A 25,000-nucleotide genomic window follows, 5' to 3' on the forward strand; every position below is an offset into this window, starting at 1 on the left:
CCCAGCAATGAGCGAAACCCCCGAGCACCTGCCCGTCGACGAGAACAAGCTGATCGCCGAGCGCCGCGAGAAACTCAAGGCACTGCGCGGGCAGGGCATCGCGTTCCCGAACGACTTCACCGTCGACAGCTTCGCCGGCGACCTCAAGACCGAGTTCGCCGACGCCGAGCGCTGGACCGCCGAAGCGATCGACGCGCAAGCACGTCGGGTGAAGGTGGCGGGCCGCATCGTGCTCAAGCGCGTGCAGGGCAAGGTCAGCTTCGTGCAGATGCAGGACATGACCGGCCGTATCCAGCTGTTCATCCATGCCGGTACGGTGGGCGACGTGTACGAGGCCTTCAAGGGCTGGGACATGGGCGACATCGTGGGCGCCGAAGGCGTGCTGATGCGCACCAAGACCGGCGAGCTGTCGGTGAAGGTGGACGCGTTGCGCCTGCTCACCAAGAGCCTGCGCCCGCTGCCGGACAAGCATCACGGCATGGCCGATGTGGAGCAGCGTTACCGCCAGCGCTACGTCGACCTGATCGTCACCGAGGAGGCGCGCGCCACGTTCCAGAAGCGCTCGCGCATCATCGGCTATATGCGCCAGTGGCTGGAGTCGCCCGAGCGCCGCTTCATGGAAGTGGAAACGCCGATGATGCACGTCATTCCCGGCGGCGCCACGGCCAAGCCGTTCATCACCCACCACAACGCGCTGGACATGGATCTCTACCTGCGCGTCGCGCCGGAGCTGTATCTGAAGCGCCTGGTGGTCGGCGGCTTCGACCGCGTCTACGAGATCAACCGCAACTTCCGCAACGAGGGCGTGTCGACCCGGCACAACCCCGAGTTCACCATGCTCGAGCTGTACCAGGCGTACGCCACCTACAACGAGATCATGGACCTCACCGAGAACCTGATCCGCGACACCGCCAGGCAGGTGATCGGCACCACCGAGCTCACCTGGGATGGCGCCAGCATCGACGTCGGCCCGGCGTTCCGTCGCTGGACCATGGAAGACGCGGTGCTCGAGCACAATGCGGAGATCAAGCGCGAGGAACTGCGCGATCGCGCCGCGATGGCGGCACATGCCAAGCGCCTGGGCGTGCAGGTCAAGGACGGCTACGGCTGGGGCAAGCTGCTGCTGGAGATCTTCGAGAAGACGGTGGAGCACACGCTGATCCAACCCACCTTCATCACCCAGCATCCGGTCGAGGTCTCGCCGCTGGCGCGCGAGAACGACACCGATCCGGGCATCACCGACCGCTTCGAGCTGTTCGTCAACGGCAAGGAGATCGCCAACGGCTTTTCCGAGCTCAACGACCCGGAAGACCAGGCCGCGCGCTTCCAGGCCCAGGTCGACGCCAAGGACGCCGGCGACGACGAGGCGATGCACTTCGACGCCGACTACATCCGCGCGTTGGAAGTGGGCCTGCCGCCCACCGGCGGCCTCGGCATCGGCATCGACCGGCTGGTGATGCTGCTCACCGACTCGTCCTCGATCCGCGACGTGCTGCTGTTCCCCTACATGCGCCCGGAAGCCTGATCGCTACACCGCCCTCCCTGTAGGAGCCCGCTCGCGGGCGATGCTCCTGCTTCGGTGTTGATCAGGAGCAAAAGCATCGCCCGCAAGCGGGCTCCTACAAGGGGCGGTGGAAGTGGGCCTGGGGCGTTGGCATCGATGGCTGGTGATGCTTTTGCTTTGATCGGCACGTGCTGCTGTTCGCCCCAGCGCCCCGAAGCCTGTCCAGCACCGCTTCACCTTGTAGGAGCCCGCTTGCGGGCGATGCTCCTGTCTTCGATGTGGATCCACAGCGAAAAGCATCGCCCGCGAGCGAGCTCCTACACAGGGGCGTGGTGGGTCAGTGGCGCGCCACGCGCCGGCGCAGCAGTGCGGCCTGCAGCACGTTGACGCTGCTGGAGCCGGCCCAATACAGGCCGAGGCCGGCGGCGAGGTGCCACACCATCAGAAACGAGACCAGCACCGGCAACATCTGCAGCAGGGTCTTCATCTGTGCCGGCATCGCCGGGTTGAGGGTGAGGGCGGCGTAGCTCAGTGCGGCCACGGCCAGCGCGAGCAGAAAATCCGGCCGCGCCAGTCGCGGGATCCACAGGAACGAGCCCGCTCCCGCCAGGTTGTGCCGGATTGCGGCATAGATGCCGGCGCCCAGCGGTGCCTGCACGGCGCTGACCAGCAGTCCGCTACCGAGGCCGCCGGCGATTCCGCGCTCCTTCTGCAGCGCCTGGGCGGCGCGCGCGTAGGCCAGCGCGTCCTTGCCATGTCGCTCGCGCAGCGCGTCGAGTTGCGGCTTGAGCGCGAGCATCGTCTGCTGCCGCTGCCAGCCGCGCTCGGCCAGGCGCAGTGTCCAGGGCAACAATGCCAGGCGCACGATCATGGCCAAGGCGATGACCGCCAGCCCGTAACTGCCGCCCAGCCCGTACGCCATCCACGACAGCGTGTGAGAGAGAGCTTCGACGAACGTGGACCACATGAGACGCTTCCTTGTGTGGGGTAACTCCCGCTAGCTCGGGCTCGCCGTGCGCTGATTCAAGCGTGACTACCGGCACACCCGCTAAAATGCCGTTTTGCCCAAACGCCAGGAGCGTCATCGCATGTGGTTCGCCGTCCACGCCAAGGATCATCCCGATTCCCTCGCCAAGCGCATGGCCGCCCGGCCGGAGCATCTGGCCCGCTTGAACGCGCTGCAGGTTGAAGGGCGACTGCTGCTGGCCGGGCCGTTCCCGGCGATCGCCTCGGAGGATCCGGGCCCGGCCGGCTTCACCGGTAGCCTGATCATCGCCGAGTTCGCCAGCCAGGCCGATGCCGAAGCCTGGGCCGGGGCCGACCCGTACGTGGCGGCCGGCGTCTACGCCGAGGTTGAGGTCAAGCCGTTCCGCAAGACCCTGCCATGAGCGCGGCGATGGTCGAGCAGATACGCGATCGGCTCGCCGCCGCGCTGGCGCCGACCGAGCTGGAGGTGCTCGACGAAGGACACAAGCACGCCGGACACGCCAACGCGGGCAAGGGGCATTTTCACGTGCGTATCGTCAGCGGCGCCTTTGCCGGGGTGCTGCCGATCACGCGGCACCGCATGGTGTACGCAGCGCTGGACGGCCTGATGGACCAGGGCATCCACGCCCTGTCCATCGATGCGCGGGCGCCAGAGGCGTAAAATCAGCTGCTTGCAGCACCTTCTTCAAGTAGATTGCGCCGCCGCAACGCATTGCGGCGGCGCCTGCCGTTTGGCACAGTGCTTTGTCGCCCCACGCCCGTGCGGGCGTTCCATGGAATGTTGACCTGCCGATGCGCCTGACCACGATCAAACTCGCCGGATTCAAGTCGTTCGTCGATCCAACCACGTTGCACCTGCCCACCAACATGACCGGCGTCGTCGGTCCCAACGGTTGCGGCAAGTCCAACATCATCGACGCGATCCGCTGGGTGATGGGCGAGAGTGCCGCCAGCCGCCTGCGCGGCGATTCGCTGACCGACGTGATCTTCTCCGGCTCCACCTCGCGCAAGCCGGTGGGACAGGCCACGGTAGAGCTGATCTTCGACAACGCCGACGGCTCGGTGCAGGGCGAATACGGCCAGTACGCCGAGATATCGGTGAAGCGCCAGGTCACCCGCGACGGCCAGTCGGCCTACTTCCTCAACGGCGCGCGCTGCCGCCGCCGCGACATCACCGACCTGTTCCTCGGCACCGGCCTGGGCCCGCGCAGCTACTCGATCATCGAGCAGGGCATGATCAGCCAGATCATCGAGGCGGCGCCGGAAGACCTGCGCACGCATCTCGAAGAGGCCGCCGGCATCTCCAAGTACAAGGAGCGTCGCAAGGAGACCGAGAGCCGCATCAAGTCCACCCGCGAGAACCTCGATCGCGTGCGCGACGTGCGCGACGAGGTGGACAAGCAGCTCGAGCACCTCAACCGCCAGGCCCGCGCCGCCGAGCGCTGGAAGGCGCTGAAGGAAGAGCAGACCCGCAAGGAAGCCGAACTGCGCGCACTGGAGTACCGCGCGCTGAAAGGCCAGCACGATGGCGAAGGGCAGGGCCTGTCCGCCGCCGAGATCGCCATTGAGAAGCAGCTCGCCGAGCAGCGCCAGATCGAGGCGCAGCTGGAAAGCGTTCGCGATCGCCACATCGGCGCCAGCGAGCATCTGAACGAGGTGCAGGCCGAGGTCTACAAGGTCGGCTCCGAGATCGCCCGCGTCGAGCAGCAGGTGCGCTACAACAAGGAAACCGCCGAGCGCCTGCAGCGCGCCCAGGGTGAGGCCGAGCGCGAGCACGCCGAACTGTCCGCGCATATCGCCACCGATCGCGAGCAGATCGAGACGCTGCGCCTGGCGCTGGCCGAAGGCGAGCCGAAACTCGAAGCGCTGCAGCAGTTGCAGGACGACACCGCCGAAGCCCAGCGCAGCACCGAGGCCAAGCTGGCCGACTGGCAGCAGCGCTGGGACGCCTATACCCGCACCGCCGGCGAATCCAGCCGCGCCGCGGAGGTGGAGCGCACCAAGCTCAACTACCTCGATCGCCAGGCGATCGATCTGTCCAAGCGCCGCGAAGCGCTCGACGCCGAGCAGAAGGCCACCGACGTGGCCGCGCTGGATAGCGCCGCCGAGCAGCTGGAAGCCGAACACGACACCCAGCGCGAGCGCGTCGAGACGCTGGGCCAGATGCTCGACCAGCACAAGTCCGCGCACGAAAAGGTGCTCGACGAGGAGCGCCAGGTGCAGGCGACCCTCAACGAGGCGCGCCAGCAACTGCAGAGTGCGCGCGGTCGTTTGTCCTCGCTCGAGGCGCTGCAGCACGCCGCGCTGGGTCAGGAAGAAACCGCCGCCAGTGGCTGGCTCGCCGGCTTCGGATTGGACAAGGCACGTCGCCTGGGCGAATCGCTGCAGGTGGATGCTGGTTGGGAATCGGCCGCCGAGACGGTGCTGGCCGGCCTGCTCGACGGCGTGCTGGTCGACGACCCGCTGTCACTGGCCAACGATTTCGCCAGCCTCGGTGAGGCCGATCTCGCTCTGTTGGCCGCCCAGGCCGGTGGCGCGGGCCCCGAGGGCACGTTGGCTGCACGCGTGCGTGGCCCGGCCGCGGCAATGCAGTTGCTGGCGCAGGTACAGACCGCCGAGACGCTGGATGAGGCACGTCGTCGTGTCGCCACGCTGGCGCCGGGGCAGTCCGTGATCACCCGCACCGGCGAATGGCTGGCGCCGCAGTGGGCGCGCGTGCGTCGTGCGCAGGGCAACCAGGTCGGCGTGCTGGCGCGCGAGCGCGAGATCCGCACGCTCACCGAGCAGGTCGCCACGCTGGAAGCGCGCATCGAAGAAGCCACCGGACAGCTCGACGACCTGCGCACCGCCAAGTTCGAAGCCGAGCGCGCCCGCGACGATGCGCAGCGCGAGCTGTACAACGCGCACCGCCGCCAGTCCGAACTGGCCGGCCAGCTGCAGAGCCATCGCGGCAAGGTCGAGACCGCGCGTGCTCGCGCCGAGAAGGTGGCCGGCGAGCTGTCGACGCTGATCGAGCAGTTGGACGAACTGCAGTCGCAGACGCGTGAGGCCCGCGCGCGGCTGGACGAGTCGGTCAATCACATGGGCGACCTGGAAGACCAGCGCCGCGAGCTGGAGAACGAGCGGCGCGCATTGCTGGAGGCGCGCGAGGAAGCGCGCATGAACGCCCGCGAGGCGGCCGACCAGGCGCACTCGCTGGCGCTGTCGATGGAGTCCAAGCGCTCCTCGCTGGCCTCGCTCGAACAGGCGCTGGCCCGCCTGGACACCCAACTGCGCACAGTCGAAGCGCGCCGCACCGAGATCGCCGAACAGCTCGCCTCCGGCGCCGACCCCATCGCCGAGCTGGAAGCCGAGCGGCAGACCTACCTCGACCAGCGCCTGCTGGTCGATCGCCAGCTGGTGGAAGCGCGCCGCACGCTGGAAGATTGCGACATCGAGGTGCGCAAGCTGGAACAGCAGCGCCAGCTCGCCGAACAGGCGCTGGCCGCCCTGCGCGAGAAGCTTTCCGAAAAGCGCCTCGCCGCGCAGGCGCTGCAGATGCGTGCACAGCAGCTGGCCGATGCGATCACCGCCTCGGGCTTGGAACTGGAGCCGCTGCTCGCCGAACTGGCCGAGGATGCCGATGCGGACGCCTGGCGTCGGCAGCTCACCGACATCGGCCAGAAGATCGTGCGGCTGGAGCCGGTGAACCTGGCCGCGATCCAGGAGCACGCGGAGCAGAGCGAGCGCAAGACCTACCTGGACAACCAGATCACCGACCTCACCAGCGCCATGGAAACGCTGGAAGGCGCAATCAAGAAGATCGACCGCGAGACGCGCCAGCGCTTCAAAGAGACCTTCGACAAGGTCAACGCCGGCGTGCAGGAGCTGTTCCCGCGCCTGTTCGGCGGCGGCCACGCCTATCTGGAGCTGACCGGCGACGACCTGCTCAACACCGGCGTGGCGATTATGGCGCGGCCACCCGGCAAGCGCGTGTCCAACATCTCGCTGCTGTCCGGCGGCGAGAAGGCGCTCACCGCGGTGTCGCTGGTGTTCTCCATCTTCGGCCTCAATCCTGCGCCGTTCTGCCTGTTGGACGAGGTGGACGCACCGCTGGACGAGGCCAACGTGGGCCGCTTCTCGGCGATGGTGCGCGAGATGAGCGAGAAGGTGCAGTTCATCTTCATCAGTCACAACAAGGCCACTATGGAAGCGGCCACCCAGCTGTGCGGCGTGACGATGCGCGAGCCGGGCGTATCGCGCCTGGTGCAGGTGGATCTGGCCGAAGCGGCTAAACTGGCTGGCGCTGCCTGAGGACATCGCGATGCATATCGACTCCACCTCCGTCGAACCCACACTCGCCCTGGCCTGGAACGCCAACGTCGGCATTCCGCTGCTCGTCGTCGGCCTGATCGTGCTCGGTCTGATCTGGCTGTTCGGCCAGCCGAAGAAGGAGCAGGGCAGGCGCCGCGCCGCGCCGGAGCCCACCCCGGGCGAGCGGCGCGAACCGACGATGGGTGAGGCGAGCCTCGCCGACGATCCGTTCTTCACCACGCTGGATCGCGACTACCCCGATTCACCGGCGAGCCCGCAGCAGGGCGAGCTGGACATGGGCCTGCGCGCGGAGCTGGAAAAGCTCGGCGCCACGCTGGCCGGCGAACGCAGCGGGGCCGACACGCGCGCCGCGCCGCCCAAGCCGTCCAGCCAAGCCGCTTCGATCATCAATGCGCTGCGCTCGCCGAGCCAACCCGACGCCGACGCTGCAACGGCACCGGCTCCGCAACCGCTCACGGCCGCCGCGCCGGCGCCAGCACCCGAACCCGCACCGCGGCCCACGCCGCGTTCGGAGCTGGGGCGTCGTCCTGCGCAACTGCCGGTGGAACGCATCGTGTCGCTGTTCGTCGTGGCGCGCGAAGGCCAGCTGTTCAGCGGGCCGGACCTCATCGTGGCGGCGGAAAAGGCCGGCCTGGATTTCGGCGACATGGGCATCTACCACCGCCTGATCGACGGCAAGCGCGAGCTGGGGCCGATCTTCAGCGTGGCCAACATGCTCAAGCCGGGCAACTTCGACCTGGGCCGCCTCGAAGCGCTGCGCACGCCGGGCGTGAGCTTCTTCATGACCTTGCCCGCCCCGATTCCCGCGCTCGACGCCTGGGACGCCATGCTGCCCACCGCCCAGCGCATGGCCGAGCTGCTCGACGGACACGTGCTGGACGAGGAGCGCAACGCGCTCGGTCGCCAGCGCATCGCGCACATCCGCGACGAACTGCGCGGCTGGGACCGCGACCACGAAGGCCAGGAAATCATCTTCGGCCGCTGAGCGGTGCGACCACTGCACCGCCGAACGCGTGCGCCTTGGGCTGATGCTCGAGTGATGGATTCCAGCGCCGACGCTCCGATAACGGACACTCGAACACGCGCAGTACGCGCTTGCTTATCCAGGCGCTCCTGCATTGATCGCGGATCTCGATGGTCTGCTGCTGGTACAGGCCATTGCCGGTTGAATCCGTCTGAGGCTCAGCCCATGGACGTTACGGCGTGGGCCCGCCCATCACCGGGAGAATCGCGCCGGTGACGTAACTGGCGCAGCACGGCGAGGCGAGGAACACGTACGCCGGTGCCAGCTCCTCCGGTTGGGCCGGGCGACCCAGGGCGCTGGATTTGCCGAAGTCCGGAATCTTCTCGGCCGGGCCATCGGCGGGATTCAGCGGCGTCCAGACCGGCCCGGGCGCCACCGCATTCACGCGAATGCCGCGGCCGGCGAGGTTCGCCGCCAGCGACTGGGTGAATGCGTGGATGCCGCCCTTGGTCATCGAATAATCGAGCAGGTTGGCGTTGCCGAACAGGCCGGTTTCCGAGCCGGTGTTGATGATGCAGTCGCCGCTCTTGAGGTGCGGCAGCGCTGCGCGCGCCATCTGGAAGTAGCCGTACAGGTTGGTGCGCAAGGTGGTGTCGAAGCTTTCGTCGCTGATGTCTTCCAGCGAATCGGCGTGCTGCTGGTAGGCCGCGTTGTTGACCAGCACGGAGAGCGAGCCGAAATGATCCAGCGTCTGCGCCACCGCTTGCTGGCAGAAGTCGCGGTCGCGCACGTCACCGGGAAGGATCAGGCACTCGCGTCCTTCCTCTTCCACCGCAGCCTTGGTTTCCTTGGCGTCCTCGTGCTCGTCCAGATAGACGATCGCCACGTCGGCGCCCTCGCGGGCGAACAGTACCGACACGGCGCGGCCGATGCCCGAGTCGCCGCCGGTGATCAGCGCCACCTTACCTTCGAGCTTGCCGCTGCCGCGGTAGTCGGGTGCCCTGAAACGCGGGCGCGGCTCCAGATCGCGCTCCAGACCGGGCTTGTTCAGGCGCTGCTTGGGCAGGGGATTGCGCGGCTCGGGTGTGGGTGCGGGGTCCTTGGTCTTGTCGGACTTGCTGGGGGTCTTCTTGCTGGTCATGCCTTGCTCCTGTCGGCGACGAAGCTCGACGGTAGGTAGCGCGCAGTGGCGAGGCAGTGAATGGGCGATGCAGGTTCGTTGACGCGGCGGCGCCACGAATGTGAGCCGGCGTTGGCCGCGGGCACATCGCACGTTGACGTGGCCCGACCTAGCGTGGACGTGCACGCCCGACGCCCTTCGCCGCGGCTGTCCATCCAGCCCGCGGCATCCGTGCACTTCCATGGAGCGGCACACGCTGCGCGAAGGCGTGGCGGCATGCCGCGTGACCCACGTTGCCGGCCTTGCCCGGCGCCCATCCCACCCATCCGGAGAAGCACCATGAGCTCCCATTCCAAGACCACCACCGACCACGAAGAAATCCGCCGCTGGGTCGAGCAGCACGACGGCGTTCCGGCGAAGGTGAAGGGCACCGGCTCGGACGAGGCTCCGGGCATCCTGCGCATCGACTTTCCCGGCGGCGCAGGCGAGGAAGAGCTGGAGCATGTGGGCTGGGATGTCTGGTTCGAGAAGTTCGACAAGAGCCACGTCGCCTTTCTCTATCAGCAGGAGAAGGCCTCCGGCGAAGACAGCACCTTCTTCAAGCTGGTGCGCGCGGACGAGTGATGCACGCAGGGCAAAGCGCGCCCACCCCGCTGCGGGAGGGGCGCGCCGTCCGCGGCTAGCCGGCATCACTTCTGCTGGTGGTTGTCCTCGCCGACGTCGTTCAGCGCGTTGCCCTCGGCGTCGGTGTCTTCCGGCTTGCGCGGCGCCTTGGATTTGCGGTCGGTCTCCGGCTCGTCGGTAGGGGTGGGCGTGCGATGGTCGGGATTCTGCTTCTGACTGCTCATGGATAAGTTTCCGGTTGTGATGGGAGGCTTCATCGGAGCAGACGCGGCCTTCAGTCAGGGTGACAGGAGATCCCCGGCTTCTACACGCGTCATACAACTGCGCTCCCCATCAGCCGCATGCGTAAGTGCACAAATCGCCCCTCGCCCGACCCTCTCCCCCGAGCAAGCTCAGGGGAGAGGGCTCAGGCCGCAAGCGCCACGCTGATTCGGCGCTCCCGATCTGCTCCCTCTCCCTTGGACGGCTCCGCCGTTCGGGCGAGAGGGCTGGGGTGAGGCGGCATTCGCACCGCCGCCATGGACGGCAACGCTGCAAACCGCGACACCCGCTTCACTCGGCGCTGCGTAGCTTGCGCGCAGATGCCGTGGCGAGAGCACGTGATGGACGATCTGTGGGACCTGAGCATGCCTTGGCAGGAGTTCATCCTGCGGGCGGTGGCGGTGTACGTGGTGTGCCTGTGTATGACCCGGCTCAGCGGCAAGCGATCGGTGGGGCAGCACACGCCATTCGACATCCTGGTGATCGTGCTGCTCGGCACCGCGGTGCAGAACTCGCTGATCGGCGATGACACCTCGCTGGTGGGCGGGCTGATCCTGGCCGCTACGTTGCTGGGCCTGAACTGGCTGGTCGGCGTGATCAGTGCGCGCAGTCGGCGCATGGACCGGATCCTGCAGGGCTGTCCCACCTTGCTGGTGCGCGATGGCATCGTCGACTGGCGCGAACTGGTGCGGCGCAACGTCAGCTATGAGGATTTCCAGGTGGCCAAGCGCGCCGCCGATTGCCGTTTCGACGAGGAAATCGAGCTGGCGCTGCTGGAAACCTCCGGCAGCATCACGATCCTGAAGAGGCGCTCGGACTGACCTTCGCGGCACCCGGTCACGAGCTGCCGGGGCGGCGCCCGCCCGCCTCCAGCGCATCGCGGCGCGGCGCTCGTTCGCGCCGCTTGGCGGGGCGGGTCGGGCCCTCGCGTTCGGCGCTGTCGATGCGTGACCGCATCTGGCGTTGACGCAAAACCTGTGCGCGATGCGCGGCATTTCCTCTTATTGCCATATGGCTGGTCCGTCCCCACGTGGTGGAGTCGATATCTGGCACGCGGCGCCGTGCAGCCGAAGCGACAGCGGCGTCGACGGACTCATGCACGCGCGAGCGAAGCGAGGGAACCATTCATGTCTGGCTGGCTGGCATTCGGCGCGAATCGCGACGTCGTGCTGATCGACGACGCGACCGGGCACATCCGGTACGCGCCCGACTACCTCGACGCGCCCACCGCCGGTGACTGGATGGAGCAATTGCACGGCACGCTGCCGTGGCGCGCACAGCGCCGCATGATGTACGAGCGCGACGTGGCGGTGCCGCGGCTCACCGTGCACCTGCAACGGGACGATCCGTCGCTACCGCCGTTCCTGGACGAACTCGGCCAGCGGCTGGATCGCGATTGCGGCGTGCACTTCGACAGCCTGGGCTTCAACCTCTACCGCGACGGCAACGACAGCGTGGCCCCGCACAACGACCGCCTGGCCGACCTCACCGAGGGCGCACCGATCGCGCTGATTTCGCTGGGCGTGACGCGCACCATGTCGATCACCACCAAGGCGCGCCCGGTGCGCACCATGCGCCTGCCGCTGGAGGCCGGCAGCCTGCTGGTGATGGACTGGCGCTCGCAGCACCACTACGACCACTCCATCCCGAAGGATCGCCACGTGAGCGGGCCGCGCATCAGCATCGCCTTCCGCTGCCGCGCGGGCGACCGCGGGTGACCCGGTGGTCCATCGTCTGCGCGTGGAAGCGTGCGTAACGGCGTCCTCGCAGCGCGTTAGAAGCAGTCGGACTGGCCGTGGCGATCACGCGAGGCTGGCACGGCGACAGCATTTCTTCGAACACGGCGGCCAGCCGCTCCACCGGTGCGTCGCTGTCGCTGGACGGGCAGCGCGGCAGCTGATGCCATCAGCCGCGGTCGACCCGCTTGATCGCCCTCGCCGTGCTGCGATCGACCCGCCATGCGTTCACGATCAGCCCCAGCCCGAGCAGCGCCGCCAGGACAAACAGCACGACTGCCCAGGTGGGCAGGTCGCGGGCGCCGGAGCGCGCCATCAGCGCCGCACCCACGATCAGCGCCGAGGAAATCAGGCCGATCGCCACGCGGTTGGCGATCTTCTGCAGGTTTTCGATCAGGTGCGATTCCTCCAGGCCGTCCACGCGCACGCGCAGGTCGTTGTCGGCCAGCGTGTCCAAGAGGCGCGCGACCTTGCCCGGCATGCCGTGACCCAGCGCGTAGACATCGAAGGCGAGCGCGGCGGCGCCGGTCTTGGAGGTCTCGTGGCGCAGCAGGGTGAGCAGCAGCGACTCGAGATGCTGTTCGATGATGCGGCGCGTCGGCAGCCGCGGATGCAGCGCGCTCAGCGTCGCTTCGAGGTTGATAAGGGTCTTGCCCAGCAGGCTCAGTTCCGGCGGCGGTTGCAGGCCGCACTGCGCGCCACGGGCGGTGAGATCGAGCAGCAAGGTGCCCTCAGCGAAGGCGCCGTCCGCGCGCCGTGCGGCGTAGCGGCCGACCAGGTTGCGCACGGCGCGGCGGTAGCTCTGGCGGTCGTATTCGGGCAGGCGCCGTCCCATGGTCTCGCACAGGTCCGCCACCGTGTCGCCATCGCCCTGGATCGCATGCAGCATGATCCGCAGCAGCGCGAGGCGCGACGAGCGCGACAGGTAGGTGACCATGCCGGCATCGATCACCGCCAGGTGGCCGTCTTCGTCCAGCAGCACATTGCCCGGGTGCGGGTCGGCATGCACGCGGCCGCGCGCGAACACCTGGTCGAGGTAGGCGCGCAGCAGCGAGCCGCCGAGTGCCTCGCCGCGTTCCGTATCGATCGCGCCGGCCTCGACCTTGCTGCCGCGGATCAGGTCCATCGTCAGCACCCGCCGCGTGCAGAAGCCACGGTGCGGCAGCGGCACCACCAAGCCTGGATACGGGTCGAACACCTCCGCCAGCGCTTCCAGGTTCTCGGCCTCGGCGACGAAATCCAGCTCTTCGTTCAGCGCCTCGTAGGAGGCGGCGACCCAGTCGCGCACGCCCAGCCGCCGCGCCGTGTCGGCGTGTCCTTCGGCGAAGCGCGCCACCGCGGTCAGTAGCTCCATGTCCGAGGCGACGCGGGCCTCGATGCCGGGCCGCTGCACCTTCACCGCCACCGGCGTGCCATCGGGCAACTCCGCCGCGTGCACCTGGGCCAGCGAGCCGGCCGCGATCGGCGTGGGGTCGAAGCGGCGGAACAGGGCGCCGACCGGGGCGCCCAGCTCCTGCGCGACAACGCCCTCGATCTCGATCGCGGCCACTTCGCCCACGCCGTCCTGCATGCGCTGCAGCGCCGACAGGTAACGCGGCGCCACCAGGTCGGGACGGGTGGACAGCGCCTGCGCCAGCTTCACGAAGGCTGGGCCGAGCGCCTCGATGTCCTCGGAAAACTGCTCGGGCGGAATGTCGCCTTCGCTGGTATCCATGCCGGGTGGATCGCCCGGCGCGCGCAACACGCCGGCACGGCGGTACTTCAGGATGAAGGCGGCGATCTGTCGATAGCGTCGGGTGGTGGAGAACATGCCGGGCTCCGCAGGGTGCAGGCAGCGCACAGGACCAGGGCGATCCTGCGGCCATCGATGTGCACACGCCGTGGCTGCGGTGCCGTGAGCGCTGCGGGCGACCACCCGGGCATCACCGCGGCTGCACGCACCGCAGCCGTGCGCATGACGGCGCGGCGTCTACTTTCTTAGCCTCGCTTATGCAGCCGATCCGCCACCCTGCAGCCCACCCGGAGGTCACATCATGGGTCGTTCCGCCACCAAGGTATTCACGCAGCCGGCCGATATCGCGCGCCTGGAGCACTGGGTCACCGAGCTGGCGGTCAACGCCCGCGTGCGCGTGTACTGCGGCCACACGGCACCGCAGGAAGGCGTGGTGACGGTGACGCCCACGGTGCAGGTGTTTCAGGACGGCGACGGCAACGAGGGCCTCAACGGCATCGTGAAGCTCGAAAGCGCCCAGCGCCCGGACTGGGACGGCGCGATCTGGCTGGGCGACATCACCGGCATCGAGCATCTGGATTCGGTGACGTTCGGATCGTCCAAGGCCTAGCGAGGACGCAGTGGTCGAGCGCTCGTGAGACGGTGCTGTCGAGGTCTGCAGATCGTCATCACAGCCCGTGTGCATCATCAGCGGGCCGTGCCGGCGCATGCCGGCGTTCCATCGTGCGAGGTGCACACCATGCCCGCTCCCAAGCTGCGCCGCGGCGACGTGCTCTTGATCATCGACATGATCAACACCTTCGCGTTCGAGGATGGCGCCGCGCTGGCCGAGCACGCGAACGCGATCGGCGAGGCGGTGCACGCGCTGCGCACGCAGTGCCATCGGCAGAAGCTGCCGGTGGTCTACGTCAACGACAACTTCGGGCAGTGGCGTCAGGGGTTCGAGGAACTGCTGCGCAAGGTGGCCCGACCCGGCTGCCGCGGCCAGCGTCTGGCCGCCCGGCTGCGTCCGACGCAGCAGGATCTGTTCGTGCTCAAGCCGCGCCACTCGGTGTTCTACCAGACCCCGCTGCCGACCCTGCTCGATGCACTGGTGGCCAAACGCTTGATCCTCACCGGCATCGCGGCGGACTCCTGCGTACTGAGCTCGGCCACCGAAGCGCACGTGCGCGGCTACGCGTTGTGGGTGCCCGGCAACGCAGTCGCCTCGCTCACACCACAGCGGACATCGCGTGCACTGGCGTACATCCGCGAGTCGCTCGGTGGCGAGACGGCTGACGCTTAACTCTGCGCCGCGGTGGCGAAGGCGCGGTGGCCATTGCGCATCCACCTCGATACCTGCTTGCTACGCGCGTCTGCTGTTCTCCAAGCGATGGCGCGGTCGGCCATGGGGCACGGATCAACCAGGTGGTCGCTTGCGGCTGGAGCAAGAGGCGAGTGCGGCGCAGTCGCCATGCAGAGAGGACGATCCGCGCTCGCTCGGTCTGCCGATACCTAGGTGCAATACCGGCTAGATAGGACATTTGATGTCATGGGGCGTGCCTGCGTCAGCGTGATCGTTTGCCAGCAAAGGCCGGAACGTTCTGGTACTCGGCCGACGCCGGATATCGCCGCTGCCGGCCCGGCACATCGTCCATGGCCCGCCATCGACCCGGGCCCGTCGCGATAAGCAGTGTCGACCGTGCTCCGCGGTCATCGCTACGCGCCTGCGGGAGGGCGATGCAATGGTCCGGTCCCGCGGCGCATGTACGCCTCATCCCCCGCAGCACCTAGGTGCACCTTCGTTCTTCGCCGAGGCCGTGGCGGGCCGACCGGTCAAGGTGCAGGGGAGTTTTTCGTCATCGACCCAGAGAACCAACATGATCCGCACCGACTTCGATACCGACCAAGGCGCCGCTGTCTACACACCTCTGATCCTCAAGCTGTATGACTGGTGGGTGCTCGGGTTTTCCAACCGCTATGCCTGGCAGTGCTCCACACGCGCCGTGCTGCTGCCCTTTTTTCAACAACACGTGGGAAAGCGCCACCTCGACGTGGGTGTCGGAACCGGGTTCTATCCGGCACATGCCCGCATGCCGGCGTCCAGCCATCTGAGCCTGCTCGATCTCAACCCGGACAGCCTTGATGCTGCGCAGCGTCGGCTCAAGCCGCGTGCGGTGCAGAAGATCCTGCATGACGTCATGGAACCGTTGCCGCCCCGTACGCCACACGGTTTCGATGCCATCTCGCTGTTCTATCTGCTGCATTGCCTGCCCGGCACCATGTCCGGCAAGGCGCAGGTCTTCGCCCATCTGAAATCGCACCTGGCTGCGCAAGGCGTGCTCTACGGCGCCACGATCCTGGGCGACGAAGCGCGGCATAACCGGCTGGGCCGCCGGCTGATGGCGCTCTACAACCGCAAGGGCATCTTCGGGAACCGCGGCGACACGCGCGCAGAACTGCACCAGGGGCTGAGCCTGCATTTTGCCGACGTGCGCATCCGGGAGGTGGGCCAGGTGGCCCTGTTCGAGGCACGTCAGCCCATCTAGGCAAACCGCGTCCGCGAGGACTTGCCCAGCGCGCGAGGGGAGTGGTTGCACCTTTCGAAACGGGTAAAGCTAAGGGCGCTGACATTCCTGCCAGCGCCCTCATCTTGAGATGGCCCGGACTCACACGACAGAACGCTTTCCCGGTCGAGTGATGCGCCAGCTGCCTTACTTCGACAGCGCGGCCGTTTCGATCAGCCGGGCGACGACATCGGGGTGGGAGACCATCACCACATGGGACGCGCCTTTGATGACTTCCACATCCTTGGCATGGGCCCGCTTGGCCATGAAGGCCTGGGCGGCCGGTGGGATGTTGAGGTCGGCGGTGCCGTAGACGAACCACGAAGGGATGGTTTTCCATGCCGCCGAGGTGCTGGCCTCATGCAGTGCAGCGTCAGTGATGGGACGCTGGCCCACAGCCATCAGCTTCGCCTGCGCGGCCGGCACGTCGGCAGCGAACTGTGCGCGAAACTTGTCCTGGTCGATGTAGAGATCCTTGCCGCCGTCGGCCAGAGACACCGGAGGGGCCAGGGCGGGGCCCAAGGTGCTTCCCGGGAAGCGCCCGGCAAGCTCCGCCGCACTCTCGCCCACGTCCGGTGCGAAGGCGGCCACATAGACCAGGGCTTTGACGTTCTGCAGGCCGGTGGCGGCCTCGCTGATCACCGGCCCGCCGTAGGAATGTCCTACCAGCACGACCGGGCCGGAGATGCTCCGGACCAGGCTGTTGACCTCGGCGGCATCGCCCTTGACGCTGCGCAGTTCGTTCGGTGCAGCGATCACTCGGTAACCATCCGACTGCAGATGCCGAATGACGCCGTTCCAGCTCGAGGAGTCGGCAAAGGCGCCGTGCACGAGCACCACGGTAGGTTTATGCGAAGTTGAAGTGGCTGCGTGGACGACCAGCGGCGAACCTATCGCCATGACGGCAAGCGCGAGCGCGCCAGCCAGTGCGCTGCCGAGGCGCTTGGTTGAACGTTTCATGGGTGTTTTCCTGTGTGGGCAAGGGAATGAGTGAGGCGGAATCTCGTACTGGCCGGAGCGCCGAGAGGGCGCGCCTCAGACCAGATCGATGACAACGTCGATATTTCCGCGAGTGGCATGCGAGTACGGGCATGCCTGATGCGCGCCATCGACGATCAGCCGGGCCTGGGTGCGGTCGAGACCGGGTAGGGACACGGCCAGCGTGACGGCGAGCCCGTAAGCGGTGTCGTTCTCCGTGCGTCCGAGCGAAACGCTGGCGTCGACGGCCATGCCCTGCGGCAGGGTGATCTTCTGCGCTGCCGCAACGATCTGCATGGCGCCCATGAAGCACGCCGAGTATCCGACGCCGAACAACTGCTCGGGGTTCGTGCCCGGTTTACCCGAGCCCGGCGGGCTCAGCCGCACATCGAGCGCACCATCACTGGACGCGCCGGCGCCATCGCGCCCGCTGGTCGTATGGGTTTTCGCGGTGTAAAGCACTTTTTCCAACGGCCTGGTCATGCAAATCCTCCTTGGGGGTGATGTTCGTTTCTGGATCTCACTGGGGCGGTCGCGGTTGGTGCGGCGATGCCCTGAGGTCGATAGGCGCCAGGAAGGCGCCCTGGGCGCGATAGCGCTCATGCATCCGGGGATATGGGGAAATCGGTCGAGGCGCTGAGCTCGCGCCATTGCTCCAGCTCCGCCAGCTTGGCTCGATCGGCCTGCTCGATGATCTTCAGGGCATCACTGCCCAACGGCAGGCGGAAAGGCGGCTGGGGCAGCGACGCCAACCGGACGATGGCTCGCCCCGCGCGCTGCGGATCGCCCGGCTGCCGACCGTCGTAGGCGCGCTGCGCCCGCGCGGTCGCGCCGACCACGGCGTCGTACTCCGGGCGGCCCTCCCGCAACGATGTCGAGCTGCCCGCGAAATCGGTGCGGAATCCACCCGGCTCGATCACGCTGACGTGCACGCCGATCAGCGCCATTTCCCGGGCCAGCGATTCGGAGAATCCCTCCACGGCCCACTTCGCCGCCGAATACGGCGCCCGACCGGGCGCACCGATCCGACCACCCACCGACGAGAACTGGATGATGTGTCCGGTGCGCTGGTTGCGCATCACGGGGATCGTCGCCTTGGTCATGATGATCGTGCCGAACAGGTTGGTGTCGATCTGCCGTCGGAAATCCTCCAGCGGGGTGTCTTCCACCGAATCGACATTGCCGTAGCCGGCGTTATTGACCAGCACATCCAGGCCGCCGAACACCTGCACGGCCAGCTCAATCGCTCGATCGGCAGCAACCACGTCGGTGACATCCAGGGCGGCCACGCGCACCGCGTCGCCGTAGCGTTGGACAAGATCGTTCAGCGTCGAAGGATCGCGCGCCGTGGCCACCAGGCGGTGGCCGGCCTCGAGCACCGCCTCGGCGAGCGCACGGCCGAGGCCGCGGGAACAGCCGGTGATGAGCCATCGCTGTGACATGTCATTTCCTCCAGCAAAAAGTGGTGCGGGCGAAGCCCGCGGGGTCAGGGAGCCCAGCGGGTGAACACCCGGCCGTGGTCTTTCACCCGCGCCTGATGGCAGGCGAAGCAGGTGCGATGCTGTGCTTCGTCGGCTGGCTTGCCGTTGATGAAGCGGCCGAAGCCCCAGCCGCCGGTGGCCGCGTATTTCCTGGAGTCCTTGACCATGAACTGCACCGTGGTCGCAGCACCCGGGATCGACGCCGGCTCGAACTCAGGCGACGGCACGTGCTTCCACGCCAACTTCGCCAGCACCGCGCCATCGGGGAATGGCAGCGTGCCATTGCGATAGGCCTGGACCGCCACCGGATTGCCGAGCACGACACGTAGTTCGTCCAGCGGCGGCGCCTCGTGCGCCGGCGCAATAAGCTCCCAGCTGCGATAGCCGTTGGGAATGGTGACCCCGTAGATGGGCGAAGCAGACCCGGCTTCCATGCCGTCTGCGCGGACAACCAGTGCGGCGGCCAGGGCGCAGGAGGCGATGGCTACCGCGAGGGCGGCGAGGTGAATGGGCTTCATGGCGGATCGCCTCAGCAGGGCAGGTCACAGGTGATCGGCGTCGATCACCGCCTGGGTGAACGCCTGGGGCGCTTCCTGCGGCAGGTTGTGGCCGATGCCGCCGGTGATGAGTCGGTACGCGTACTTGCCGGTGAATCGCTTGGCGTAAGCTGCTTCAGGCGGATGCGGCGCGCCATTGGCATCGCCTTCCATGGTGATGGTGGGCACGGTGATCGAGGGGAACGCCGCCAGCCGCTTTTCCAGCGCCGCATAACGCGGCTCGCCCTGCGCCAGACCCAGTCGCCAGCGATAGTTGTGGATCACGATGGCGACCTGATCGGGGTTGTCCAGCGCCGCGGCGCTGCGCGCGAACGTGGCCTCGTCGAATGTCCACTGCGGGGAAGCCAGCTTCCAGATCAGCCGGGCGAAATCGTGGCGGTACTTCGCGTAGCCATCACGGCCGCGGTCGGTCGCAAAGTAGTACTGGTACCACCACTGCAACTCGGCGCTGGGCGGCAGCGGGGTCTTGCCCGAGGCCTGGCTGCCGATCAGGTAGCCGCTCACCGACACCAGCGCCCGGACGCGCTCCGGCCACAATGCCGCCACGATATCGGCCGTGCGCGCACCCCAGTCGAATCCGGCCAGCTCGGCGCGGGGAATCTTCAGTGCATCCATGAAGTCGATGACGTCCTGCGCCAGCGCGGCGGGCTCGGCGTTGCGCATGGTTTTGGCGGAAAGAAACCGCGTATCGCCGTAACCGCGCGCGTAGGGCACCAGCACGCGATAGCCCTTTGCTGCGAGCATGGGAGCCACGCGCTCATAGCTGTGGATGTCGTACGGCCAGCCGTGAAGAAGGATCACCACCGGACCGTCGGCAGGGCCCAGCTCCGCGTAGGCGACGTCTAACACGCCAGCGCGGACATGCTTGAGTGGACCGAGCGCGTCGGAGGCGGTTCCGGGGGGAGCGACAGCGGGTCTCGACGTAGCTTCAGCAGAGCCGATGAGACCGACGCTTGCAGCGCAGGCAAGCATTGCCGTGCCGAGCAGTCGGCGCGATGCGCCGCCGATGGCTTTTTTCAGCGGATGGGTTTTCATGGCGCGTCTCCGTTTCGGGCGATTCGCCCGATGGCGGGCTCATTCGAGCCGTAGGCAGGGAAGGGGATCTGGCGGGACGCCGGCTTCGATCAGCGAGCCAGCCAGGCGCGCTGCAGGCGGCGCGCACGCCAACCGAGCAGACACGCTTGAATGATGAAAAAGACACCGCCGCCGGTGGCATACACGGGCAACATGTCGAGCGTGGGCCTGGCGCCGGTGGCCTGGACGACATAGACAAAGCCGACCAGAAAAGAGAGGCCGCCGGCGATCAGCATCGGCCACTGGCTGCCCAGCCCCGTGCTGCGGCGCTCCAGCCCAAGCAGCAACTGCGCCGCACCGGAAGCCGCAGCCCATGCGCCGAATACCACTAGAACCGGAGTCACGCCGCTCAGCGCTACCAGACCCAGTGCGATGGCCGCAGCGGTGCTCAGCAGACCGTTGAATCCCGTCACCCGCCGATCGGCCTGCGCCGCAGTGGTGCGATAGTCGATCAGGCAGGACACCGCATCGATCAGCGGATAGGCGACCAGCAGCGCGATCGCCGTGGCGTCGAGCTGCTGGTGTGCCTGGCGGAAGGCCACTGCCCAGAGGACGGCCAACAGGCCGCGCGTGAGATGCAGCCGCACCAGGGAGGACTGCTCGCGGCGCAGCGCGCGCCCGCCTGCGTTCGGCTCGTTTGCGTGCAAGGTTTGTCGGGTCATCGTGATTCTCCTGGAGCAATGCGGGGGCGTCGTGCGGGCTCAACGACCCGCGGCAGGACTCGCCTGATGGGTCAGCTGGGCGCGCAGTGGGCGGAAGGCGGCGCGCAGTTCTTCGGCAAACAGCTGCGGCTGCTCCCACGCGGCGAAGTGGCCGCCGCGGCTCGCCTGATGGAAGTAGTAGAGCGACGGGTACGCCTTCCGGGTCCAGCTTTCCGGCGCGCGATAGATCTCCCCGGGGAACACCGTGACGGCGACGGGCACCTTGATCGTCGAGGTGCGCTGCGCCTCGGCACTGAAATTGTTGTTGTTGTTTTCCCAGTAGAAGCGCGCGGACGACGCCCCCGTGTTCGTCACCCAGTACAAGGTGATGTCGTCCAGTACACCATCGCGACCGAGCACGCGCTCCGGATCGCCGTCGCTGTCGGTCCACGCGGCGATCTTCTCGAACATCCACGCAGCGAGACCGGCAGGCGAATCGGCCAGCGCATAGCCCAGAGTCTGCGGCCGGGTCACCATCATTGCGCCATACGCGGCATTCCGGCCGAAGAAGGTGCTCAGTTGGGTGTAGGCGCGCCGCTCGTCGCCGGACAGGCTCAGTGGTGCCCGCTTGCCGCTGTTGATGCCGTCGACCAGGGCCGCGGGAACGGTGGCGGGCATGTTGAGATGGATACCCAGCAAGCCCGGAGGCGCTTGCCGGGCCAGCGCGTCGGAGATGACCGAGCCGTGGTCGCCGCCCTGGGATACGTACTGCGTGTATCCCAGCCGCTTCATCAATACGTCCCAGGCCCTGGCCACGCGTTCCGGGTTCCAGCCCGGTTCGGTCGGCTTGCCGGAGAAGCCGTAGCCGGGAATGGCGGGAATCACCACGTCAAACGCATCCTCGGCGCGGCCACCAAAGGCGACCGGATCGGTCAATGGGCCGATCGCCTTGATGAACTCCAGCGGCGAGCCCGGCCAGCCGTGCGTGAGGATCAGCGGCATGGCATGCGGCTCGCGCGAACGCACGTGGATGAACTGGATGTCCACCCCATCGATGGCCGTCACGAACTCGGGCAGGGCATTCAGCCTCGCCTCCACCTTGCGCCAGTCGTAAGCCGTGCCCCAGTACGCCAACAACGACTGCATGGTGTGCAGCGGCACGCCCTGCGAGATGTCCCGCACCGTTTCGCGATCCGGCAGGCGGGTCGCCGCGATGCGTCGCCGCAGGTCGTCCAACTGCGCCTGCGGCACGTGGATATGGAAGGGGCAGATGCGCGCTTGCGTTGCGGTAGACCGGCACGCGGCAGTCGATGGCACAGAGGCGGCCATTGTCTGGCTCATGGCCGCCAGCGGCAGCAACCAGGCCAAGGCGATGGCGGGTAGACGCCGCTGGCAGCAGAGCGATAACACGTTGACTGGCGACATCATCGATCTCCGGTAGGGCGCCAGTCGCGGCGCCTTGCGGCACGCACGGCTGGCGATGCGAAGCGATCTCACCAGAGCGATGAGCAGCGGACGATTGCACGATGGTGTCGGTCGATACCTTGGTATCGGTGCATGCCGATCGCGGATGGCCATCCGGAAGGGACGATGCATACCTTGGTGCAATCGCCAGTGGGTGCGGGATCGGCTGTGATATGGCGCGCGCCTGTGCTGCCACGACGCCGGCTTTCGACCCCGGGAAGAACCTGTGCCTGGCAGCTTGCGAATGGGGTGCACACCTCTCGCCTCCGTCGGAGAACCACGATGCGAAGTGGAACGATGCTGTCGGTACTGGCGGCGCTCCTGCTGGCCGGTTGCCAGACTGCGTCACGCCGTGATGCGCCGCCTCACCTGATCGACGCAGCTGCGCCGGACGGCTTTCCCGCCAGCGTGAGGCTGGTAACCACCGATAGGCTCACGTTCCAGCAGTGTTGCCGGCGATCGACGCCGGCTTGCTGAAGGCCGCGCAGGGGCGGCCGATTCATATCCTCGCGCTCTCGGGCGGCGGCTCGTGAGGGGAGGAGTACGGCCCGGCGGAGTGCGCTCGACGCATCGAGGGGAGGGGGCTCACTCAGAGCACCGCCGGGCCACTGCCTGGGTAATCGGTGCGGCCAGCCGTGGCCCGGCCGGCCTCCAGTTCGGCCAGCAGCATGCTCAGCTTGGTCTGGATCCTGCGCTGGGCATCACTGCCCATCACGATCCAGTGGCGCCCGGAGGGGGTGAGCACTTCCTCGCGCAGGGCTGCCGCCACGCGTACCGGGTCGCCGGGAAACATCTCGGGGGTGAGCTTGGCGAGGAGTTCGCGGAACGCGCCTGAACTGGCTGCGTAATCGTCGATCGGGTGACCGGAGAATGTCGTGCGATGTTCGATGCCGGTACGCACCGAGCCCGGCTCGGCCAAGAAGGCACGCAGGCCGAGCGGCTCGATCTCCTGCCAGAGGGCTTCGGTCAAACCTTCGAGCGCGAACTTGCTGGACGAGTAATAGCCGTTGGCCGGCAGGCTGGCGAGCCCGTCCATGGAGGACACGTTGACGATGGTGCCGCTGCGACGCTTGCGCATGCCTGGCAACACCAGGCGGATCATGCCCACCGCGCCGAAGAAGTTCACCTCGAACTGCGCGCGGTAGTCATCTTCGCGCTGTTCCTCGACGGCACCGAGGAAGTCGATGGCCGCATTGTTTACCAGCACATCGATGGCGCCGAAGTGGGTGAGGGCTCGATCGACGGCATCGATCCGCTGCAACGGATCGGTGACGTCCAGCTCCAGAGCGAGCGCGGAGCGGGGGTGGCGTGCCGCCAGCGCTTCCATGCCAGACAGGGTGGGTGCGGTCAGAACGACCTGGTCGCCGTGGCGCAGTACGCATTCGGCCAGCGCATGGCCCAGCCCGCTGGAGGCGCCGGTGATGAGCCAAGTGCGCAGCGGCGCAAGGCTCGGTCCATTTTCTCTAGTCATGACATGTCTCTTGCAGGGGAGATGGCGCCGGCCCAGGCGCACCGATGGCGCCTCCGCTCGCACCGTTGGATAGTTGGGTGGAGGTTCGGGCGCGTTGAGCCGTGGCCGGGGGGAGCAGCGGTGTGCCTGGTCAGCCGAAGGTGAAGGCGAACGTCCGAATGCCAGGATCGAGAAATTCGATATCGAACTGGCGATCGACCACCGGTCCCGCTTGGCGGATCAACTGGTACATGCGCGCCGTGTCGACCACCCCATGACCCTGGCTATCGACATCCACGCCGTGCGCGGCCCCCGGAGGCTTGCCGTCGATCGTCACGCGGAACCGCACTGGCTGACCGTTCGTGGAAGGGGCCATCACCAGGTGCAGGTCGCGGGCATGGAATCGATAGCGGATGCGTCCGCCGGCTCCTTGCGACACCGCCGCCTGCCGGCCCATCGTCCAGTCGCCCATCAGCGACCACTGGTTGAGCTGCAACGCAGGCGGCGCTGGGTAGTGATGCGCCCGGTCGGTCACGATGCCTGCGGGAGACGCGAAGCCTGTCGTGCGTGCGTATCCGACGTAGTTCTCGGGCGATCGGAGGTCACTCCAGTCGGCGGCCGCCTCGGGGCCTTGCGCGTCCACGGCGACCAGGCCGGTGCCCACGTCATGGGCTCCCGACTCGGTCAGCAGTTGCTGGATCACGCGCTCCGACGCGGCGTAGTCGCCTTCGCCGAACTTCACGTGACGAATTCGGCCCTGTGCGTCGATGAAGTACAGCGCGGGCCAGTACTGGTTGTCGAAGGCGTCCCAGAGGCGGTGGTCATTGTCGATCGCCACCGGGTAGTCCACGTGCAGGCCCTGGGACGCGCGGCGAACGTTGTCGACGTCGTGCTCGAAATCGAACTCGGGTGCATGCACGCCGATCACCACCAGGCCGTCCTTCCGATACTTGTCCGCCCACGCGCGGACATAGGGAATCTGACGCAGGGAGTTGATGCAGGAGTAGGTCCAGAAATTGACCAGCACCACCTTGCCGCGAAGGCGGGCGCGAGCCAGGGCTTCGGTATGCAGCCACCGGGTGGCGCCGGCCAGCGAGGGCAGCTGACCCAGCACAGGCAGCTTGATGGCAGGAATAGCCCGATTGGGCGGCGCTGCAACGACCGGCTCGGGCGTGGAAGCGATGGCCGAGACCGCTGCCACCTGCGCAACCAGCGTCAGGCAGAACAGGAAGGCTTTGCGTTTCATGGTGGGTCCTGATGCGCGGGGGACGGACGTCGTCCGCCATCCATGTCGCTCTGGGGCGCCCGCCAAGGGTGGGGCGCGACTCGACGGGCGCCCCCGTCACTGGGAGCGGCATGCCGAGGTCGGCATGCGTCGAAGATCAAAGCAGAGGGAACCCGGGCGGGCGATTGCACGAAGGTATCGACCGATACCTTCGGATGGGATCGCCCTGGCATCGAGGCAAGCAGAGGCGTCTGGCCCGGCACCCTTATCCGACACCAAAGTATGATGGGCAGAAACCAGTCGCAGGGCGCATTCTCGCCGGATAGCGACCGTGAAGTGAGG

At 67.4% G+C, this 25,000-nt stretch carries 24 protein-coding genes; 11 read left to right on the plus strand and 13 right to left on the minus strand.

Annotated elements, in window-relative coordinates; all coding sequences use genetic code 11:
- The first annotated feature begins 7 nt into the window (after nt 1-7).
- Nucleotides 8-1,525, plus strand: a complete 1,518-nt coding sequence (lysS, locus tag ACTHJF_RS06980; RefSeq protein ID WP_440266473.1) for a lysine--tRNA ligase — start codon at nt 8-10, stop codon at nt 1,523-1,525.
- A 316-nt stretch (nt 1,526-1,841) separates the two neighbouring features.
- Here lysS and yidC read toward each other — a convergent pair whose 3' ends face one another.
- On the minus strand, nt 1,842-2,471 hold the full coding sequence (yidC, locus tag ACTHJF_RS06985; RefSeq protein ID WP_440266474.1) for a membrane protein insertase YidC: 630 nt from the start codon (nt 2,469-2,471) through the stop codon (nt 1,842-1,844).
- A gap of 121 nt (nt 2,472-2,592) precedes the next feature.
- Here yidC and ACTHJF_RS06990 point away from each other — a divergent pair, with 121 nt between their 5' ends.
- The 4 genes from ACTHJF_RS06990 to zipA all read left to right on the plus strand — a co-directional run bounded on the left by ACTHJF_RS06990 (nt 2,593) and on the right by zipA (nt 7,790).
- Nucleotides 2,593-2,892, plus strand: coding sequence for a YciI family protein (locus tag ACTHJF_RS06990; protein ID WP_440266475.1), 300 nt, complete (start codon nt 2,593-2,595; stop codon nt 2,890-2,892).
- On the plus strand, nt 2,889-3,152 hold the full coding sequence (locus tag ACTHJF_RS06995) for a BolA family protein (protein ID WP_440266476.1): 264 nt from the start codon (nt 2,889-2,891) through the stop codon (nt 3,150-3,152). The genes ACTHJF_RS06990 and ACTHJF_RS06995 overlap by 4 nt, the downstream gene beginning before the upstream one ends.
- Before the next feature lie 131 nt (nt 3,153-3,283).
- Entirely contained in the window at nt 3,284-6,784 is a 3,501-nt protein-coding gene (gene smc, locus ACTHJF_RS07000; protein WP_440266477.1) for a chromosome segregation protein SMC, read from the plus strand.
- Nucleotides 6,785-6,794: 10 nt separating this feature from the next.
- Nucleotides 6,795-7,790 (plus strand): cell division protein ZipA, encoded by a 996-nt coding sequence (gene zipA / locus ACTHJF_RS07005; protein WP_440266478.1) that lies wholly within the window; start codon nt 6,795-6,797, stop codon nt 7,788-7,790.
- Between the two features lie 211 nt (nt 7,791-8,001).
- Here the strand turns inward: zipA and ACTHJF_RS07010 are convergent, their stop codons facing one another.
- A complete protein-coding gene (locus ACTHJF_RS07010; RefSeq protein ID WP_440266479.1) occupies nt 8,002-8,910 on the minus strand; it encodes an SDR family oxidoreductase in 909 nt (302 codons plus the stop codon).
- A 318-nt stretch (nt 8,911-9,228) separates the two neighbouring features.
- Between ACTHJF_RS07010 and ACTHJF_RS07015 the strand changes: the two genes are divergently transcribed.
- Nucleotides 9,229-9,513: a hypothetical protein gene (locus tag ACTHJF_RS07015; protein ID WP_440266480.1), complete on the plus strand. Its 285-nt coding sequence runs from the start codon at nt 9,229-9,231 to the stop codon at nt 9,511-9,513.
- Between the two features lie 65 nt (nt 9,514-9,578).
- Here ACTHJF_RS07015 and ACTHJF_RS07020 read toward each other — a convergent pair whose 3' ends face one another.
- Nucleotides 9,579-9,737 carry a hypothetical protein gene (locus ACTHJF_RS07020; RefSeq protein ID WP_440266481.1) on the minus strand — a complete coding sequence of 53 codons (159 nt, stop codon included), beginning with the start codon at nt 9,735-9,737 and terminating at the stop codon, nt 9,579-9,581.
- Nucleotides 9,738-10,115: 378 nt separating this feature from the next.
- On the opposite strand from ACTHJF_RS07020, the gene ACTHJF_RS07025 reads away from it, so the two are divergent.
- The gene (locus ACTHJF_RS07025) at nt 10,116-10,595 is read left to right on the plus strand and encodes a DUF421 domain-containing protein (RefSeq protein ID WP_440266482.1); all 480 of its coding nucleotides are present in this window, start codon (nt 10,116-10,118) and stop codon (nt 10,593-10,595) included.
- Nucleotides 10,596-10,901: 306 nt separating this feature from the next.
- Entirely contained in the window at nt 10,902-11,492 is a 591-nt protein-coding gene (locus ACTHJF_RS07030; protein WP_440266483.1) for an alpha-ketoglutarate-dependent dioxygenase AlkB, read from the plus strand.
- Nucleotides 11,493-11,679: 187 nt separating this feature from the next.
- Here ACTHJF_RS07030 and ACTHJF_RS07035 read toward each other — a convergent pair whose 3' ends face one another.
- Nucleotides 11,680-13,320: an ABC1 kinase family protein gene (locus ACTHJF_RS07035; RefSeq protein ID WP_431637007.1), complete on the minus strand. Its 1,641-nt coding sequence runs from the start codon at nt 13,318-13,320 to the stop codon at nt 11,680-11,682.
- Between the two features lie 223 nt (nt 13,321-13,543).
- Between ACTHJF_RS07035 and ACTHJF_RS07040 the strand changes: the two genes are divergently transcribed.
- The 3 genes from ACTHJF_RS07040 to ACTHJF_RS07050 all read left to right on the plus strand — a co-directional run bounded on the left by ACTHJF_RS07040 (nt 13,544) and on the right by ACTHJF_RS07050 (nt 15,770).
- The gene (locus ACTHJF_RS07040; RefSeq protein WP_431637009.1) at nt 13,544-13,852 is read left to right on the plus strand and encodes a DUF3247 family protein; all 309 of its coding nucleotides are present in this window, start codon (nt 13,544-13,546) and stop codon (nt 13,850-13,852) included.
- Nucleotides 13,853-13,981: 129 nt separating this feature from the next.
- Nucleotides 13,982-14,527 (plus strand): cysteine hydrolase family protein, encoded by a 546-nt coding sequence (locus ACTHJF_RS07045; RefSeq protein WP_440266484.1) that lies wholly within the window; start codon nt 13,982-13,984, stop codon nt 14,525-14,527.
- A 439-nt stretch (nt 14,528-14,966) separates the two neighbouring features.
- Entirely contained in the window at nt 14,967-15,770 is an 804-nt protein-coding gene (locus tag ACTHJF_RS07050) for a class I SAM-dependent methyltransferase (protein WP_440266485.1), read from the plus strand.
- 165 nt (nt 15,771-15,935) lie between these two features.
- Here the strand turns inward: ACTHJF_RS07050 and ACTHJF_RS07055 are convergent, their stop codons facing one another.
- The 9 genes from ACTHJF_RS07055 to ACTHJF_RS07095 form a co-directional block, all read right to left on the minus strand.
- The gene (locus tag ACTHJF_RS07055) at nt 15,936-16,748 is read right to left on the minus strand and encodes an alpha/beta fold hydrolase (RefSeq protein ID WP_440266486.1); all 813 of its coding nucleotides are present in this window, start codon (nt 16,746-16,748) and stop codon (nt 15,936-15,938) included.
- Nucleotides 16,749-16,823: 75 nt separating this feature from the next.
- Nucleotides 16,824-17,249 carry an organic hydroperoxide resistance protein gene (locus tag ACTHJF_RS07060; protein ID WP_440266487.1) on the minus strand — a complete coding sequence of 142 codons (426 nt, stop codon included), beginning with the start codon at nt 17,247-17,249 and terminating at the stop codon, nt 16,824-16,826.
- Nucleotides 17,250-17,365: 116 nt separating this feature from the next.
- Complete coding sequence (locus ACTHJF_RS07065; RefSeq protein WP_440266488.1) at nt 17,366-18,208, minus strand: oxidoreductase; 843 nt, start codon at nt 18,206-18,208, stop codon at nt 17,366-17,368.
- A 44-nt stretch (nt 18,209-18,252) separates the two neighbouring features.
- Nucleotides 18,253-18,765, minus strand: a complete 513-nt coding sequence (locus ACTHJF_RS07070) for a cytochrome P460 family protein (RefSeq protein WP_440266489.1) — start codon at nt 18,763-18,765, stop codon at nt 18,253-18,255.
- A gap of 24 nt (nt 18,766-18,789) precedes the next feature.
- Entirely contained in the window at nt 18,790-19,653 is an 864-nt protein-coding gene (locus ACTHJF_RS07075) for an alpha/beta fold hydrolase (RefSeq protein WP_440266490.1), read from the minus strand.
- Between the two features lie 275 nt (nt 19,654-19,928).
- Nucleotides 19,929-20,540, minus strand: coding sequence for a hypothetical protein (locus ACTHJF_RS07080; RefSeq protein ID WP_440266491.1), 612 nt, complete (start codon nt 20,538-20,540; stop codon nt 19,929-19,931).
- Between the two features lie 39 nt (nt 20,541-20,579).
- Nucleotides 20,580-21,848 carry an epoxide hydrolase family protein gene (locus ACTHJF_RS07085; RefSeq protein ID WP_440266492.1) on the minus strand — a complete coding sequence of 423 codons (1,269 nt, stop codon included), beginning with the start codon at nt 21,846-21,848 and terminating at the stop codon, nt 20,580-20,582.
- Nucleotides 21,849-22,572: 724 nt separating this feature from the next.
- Nucleotides 22,573-23,454, minus strand: a complete 882-nt coding sequence (locus ACTHJF_RS07090) for an SDR family NAD(P)-dependent oxidoreductase (protein ID WP_440266493.1) — start codon at nt 23,452-23,454, stop codon at nt 22,573-22,575.
- 130 nt (nt 23,455-23,584) lie between these two features.
- Nucleotides 23,585-24,679, minus strand: coding sequence for a redoxin domain-containing protein (locus ACTHJF_RS07095; RefSeq protein WP_440266494.1), 1,095 nt, complete (start codon nt 24,677-24,679; stop codon nt 23,585-23,587).
- Nucleotides 24,680-25,000 lie beyond the last annotated feature (321 nt).

It is taken from the genome of Dyella sp. (genome assembly GCF_051962475.1).
Taxonomy (GTDB): domain Bacteria; phylum Pseudomonadota; class Gammaproteobacteria; order Xanthomonadales; family Rhodanobacteraceae; genus Dyella_A.

Bases quoted from the DNA above. Each gene is read 5' to 3' on its own strand.
- lysS (WP_440266473.1), top strand. From the start codon at position 8: ATGAGCGAAACCCCCGAGCACCTGCCCGTCGACGAGAACAAGCTGATC.
- yidC (WP_440266474.1), bottom strand. From the start codon at position 2,471: ATGTGGTCCACGTTCGTCGAAGCTCTCTCTCACACGCTGTCGTGGATG.
- ACTHJF_RS06990 (WP_440266475.1), top strand. From the start codon at position 2,593: ATGTGGTTCGCCGTCCACGCCAAGGATCATCCCGATTCCCTCGCCAAG.
- ACTHJF_RS06995 (WP_440266476.1), top strand. From the start codon at position 2,889: ATGAGCGCGGCGATGGTCGAGCAGATACGCGATCGGCTCGCCGCCGCG.
- smc (WP_440266477.1), top strand. From the start codon at position 3,284: ATGCGCCTGACCACGATCAAACTCGCCGGATTCAAGTCGTTCGTCGAT.
- zipA (WP_440266478.1), top strand. From the start codon at position 6,795: ATGCATATCGACTCCACCTCCGTCGAACCCACACTCGCCCTGGCCTGG.
- ACTHJF_RS07010 (WP_440266479.1), bottom strand. From the start codon at position 8,910: ATGACCAGCAAGAAGACCCCCAGCAAGTCCGACAAGACCAAGGACCCC.
- ACTHJF_RS07015 (WP_440266480.1), top strand. From the start codon at position 9,229: ATGAGCTCCCATTCCAAGACCACCACCGACCACGAAGAAATCCGCCGC.
- ACTHJF_RS07020 (WP_440266481.1), bottom strand. From the start codon at position 9,737: ATGAGCAGTCAGAAGCAGAATCCCGACCATCGCACGCCCACCCCTACC.
- ACTHJF_RS07025 (WP_440266482.1), top strand. From the start codon at position 10,116: ATGGACGATCTGTGGGACCTGAGCATGCCTTGGCAGGAGTTCATCCTG.
- ACTHJF_RS07030 (WP_440266483.1), top strand. From the start codon at position 10,902: ATGTCTGGCTGGCTGGCATTCGGCGCGAATCGCGACGTCGTGCTGATC.
- ACTHJF_RS07035 (WP_431637007.1), bottom strand. From the start codon at position 13,320: ATGTTCTCCACCACCCGACGCTATCGACAGATCGCCGCCTTCATCCTG.
- ACTHJF_RS07040 (WP_431637009.1), top strand. From the start codon at position 13,544: ATGGGTCGTTCCGCCACCAAGGTATTCACGCAGCCGGCCGATATCGCG.
- ACTHJF_RS07045 (WP_440266484.1), top strand. From the start codon at position 13,982: ATGCCCGCTCCCAAGCTGCGCCGCGGCGACGTGCTCTTGATCATCGAC.
- ACTHJF_RS07050 (WP_440266485.1), top strand. From the start codon at position 14,967: ATGGTCCGGTCCCGCGGCGCATGTACGCCTCATCCCCCGCAGCACCTA.
- ACTHJF_RS07055 (WP_440266486.1), bottom strand. From the start codon at position 16,748: ATGAAACGTTCAACCAAGCGCCTCGGCAGCGCACTGGCTGGCGCGCTC.
- ACTHJF_RS07060 (WP_440266487.1), bottom strand. From the start codon at position 17,249: ATGACCAGGCCGTTGGAAAAAGTGCTTTACACCGCGAAAACCCATACG.
- ACTHJF_RS07065 (WP_440266488.1), bottom strand. From the start codon at position 18,208: ATGTCACAGCGATGGCTCATCACCGGCTGTTCCCGCGGCCTCGGCCGT.
- ACTHJF_RS07070 (WP_440266489.1), bottom strand. From the start codon at position 18,765: ATGAAGCCCATTCACCTCGCCGCCCTCGCGGTAGCCATCGCCTCCTGC.
- ACTHJF_RS07080 (WP_440266491.1), bottom strand. From the start codon at position 20,540: ATGACCCGACAAACCTTGCACGCAAACGAGCCGAACGCAGGCGGGCGC.
- ACTHJF_RS07085 (WP_440266492.1), bottom strand. From the start codon at position 21,848: ATGGCCGCCTCTGTGCCATCGACTGCCGCGTGCCGGTCTACCGCAACG.
- ACTHJF_RS07090 (WP_440266493.1), bottom strand. From the start codon at position 23,454: ATGACTAGAGAAAATGGACCGAGCCTTGCGCCGCTGCGCACTTGGCTC.
- ACTHJF_RS07095 (WP_440266494.1), bottom strand. From the start codon at position 24,679: ATGAAACGCAAAGCCTTCCTGTTCTGCCTGACGCTGGTTGCGCAGGTG.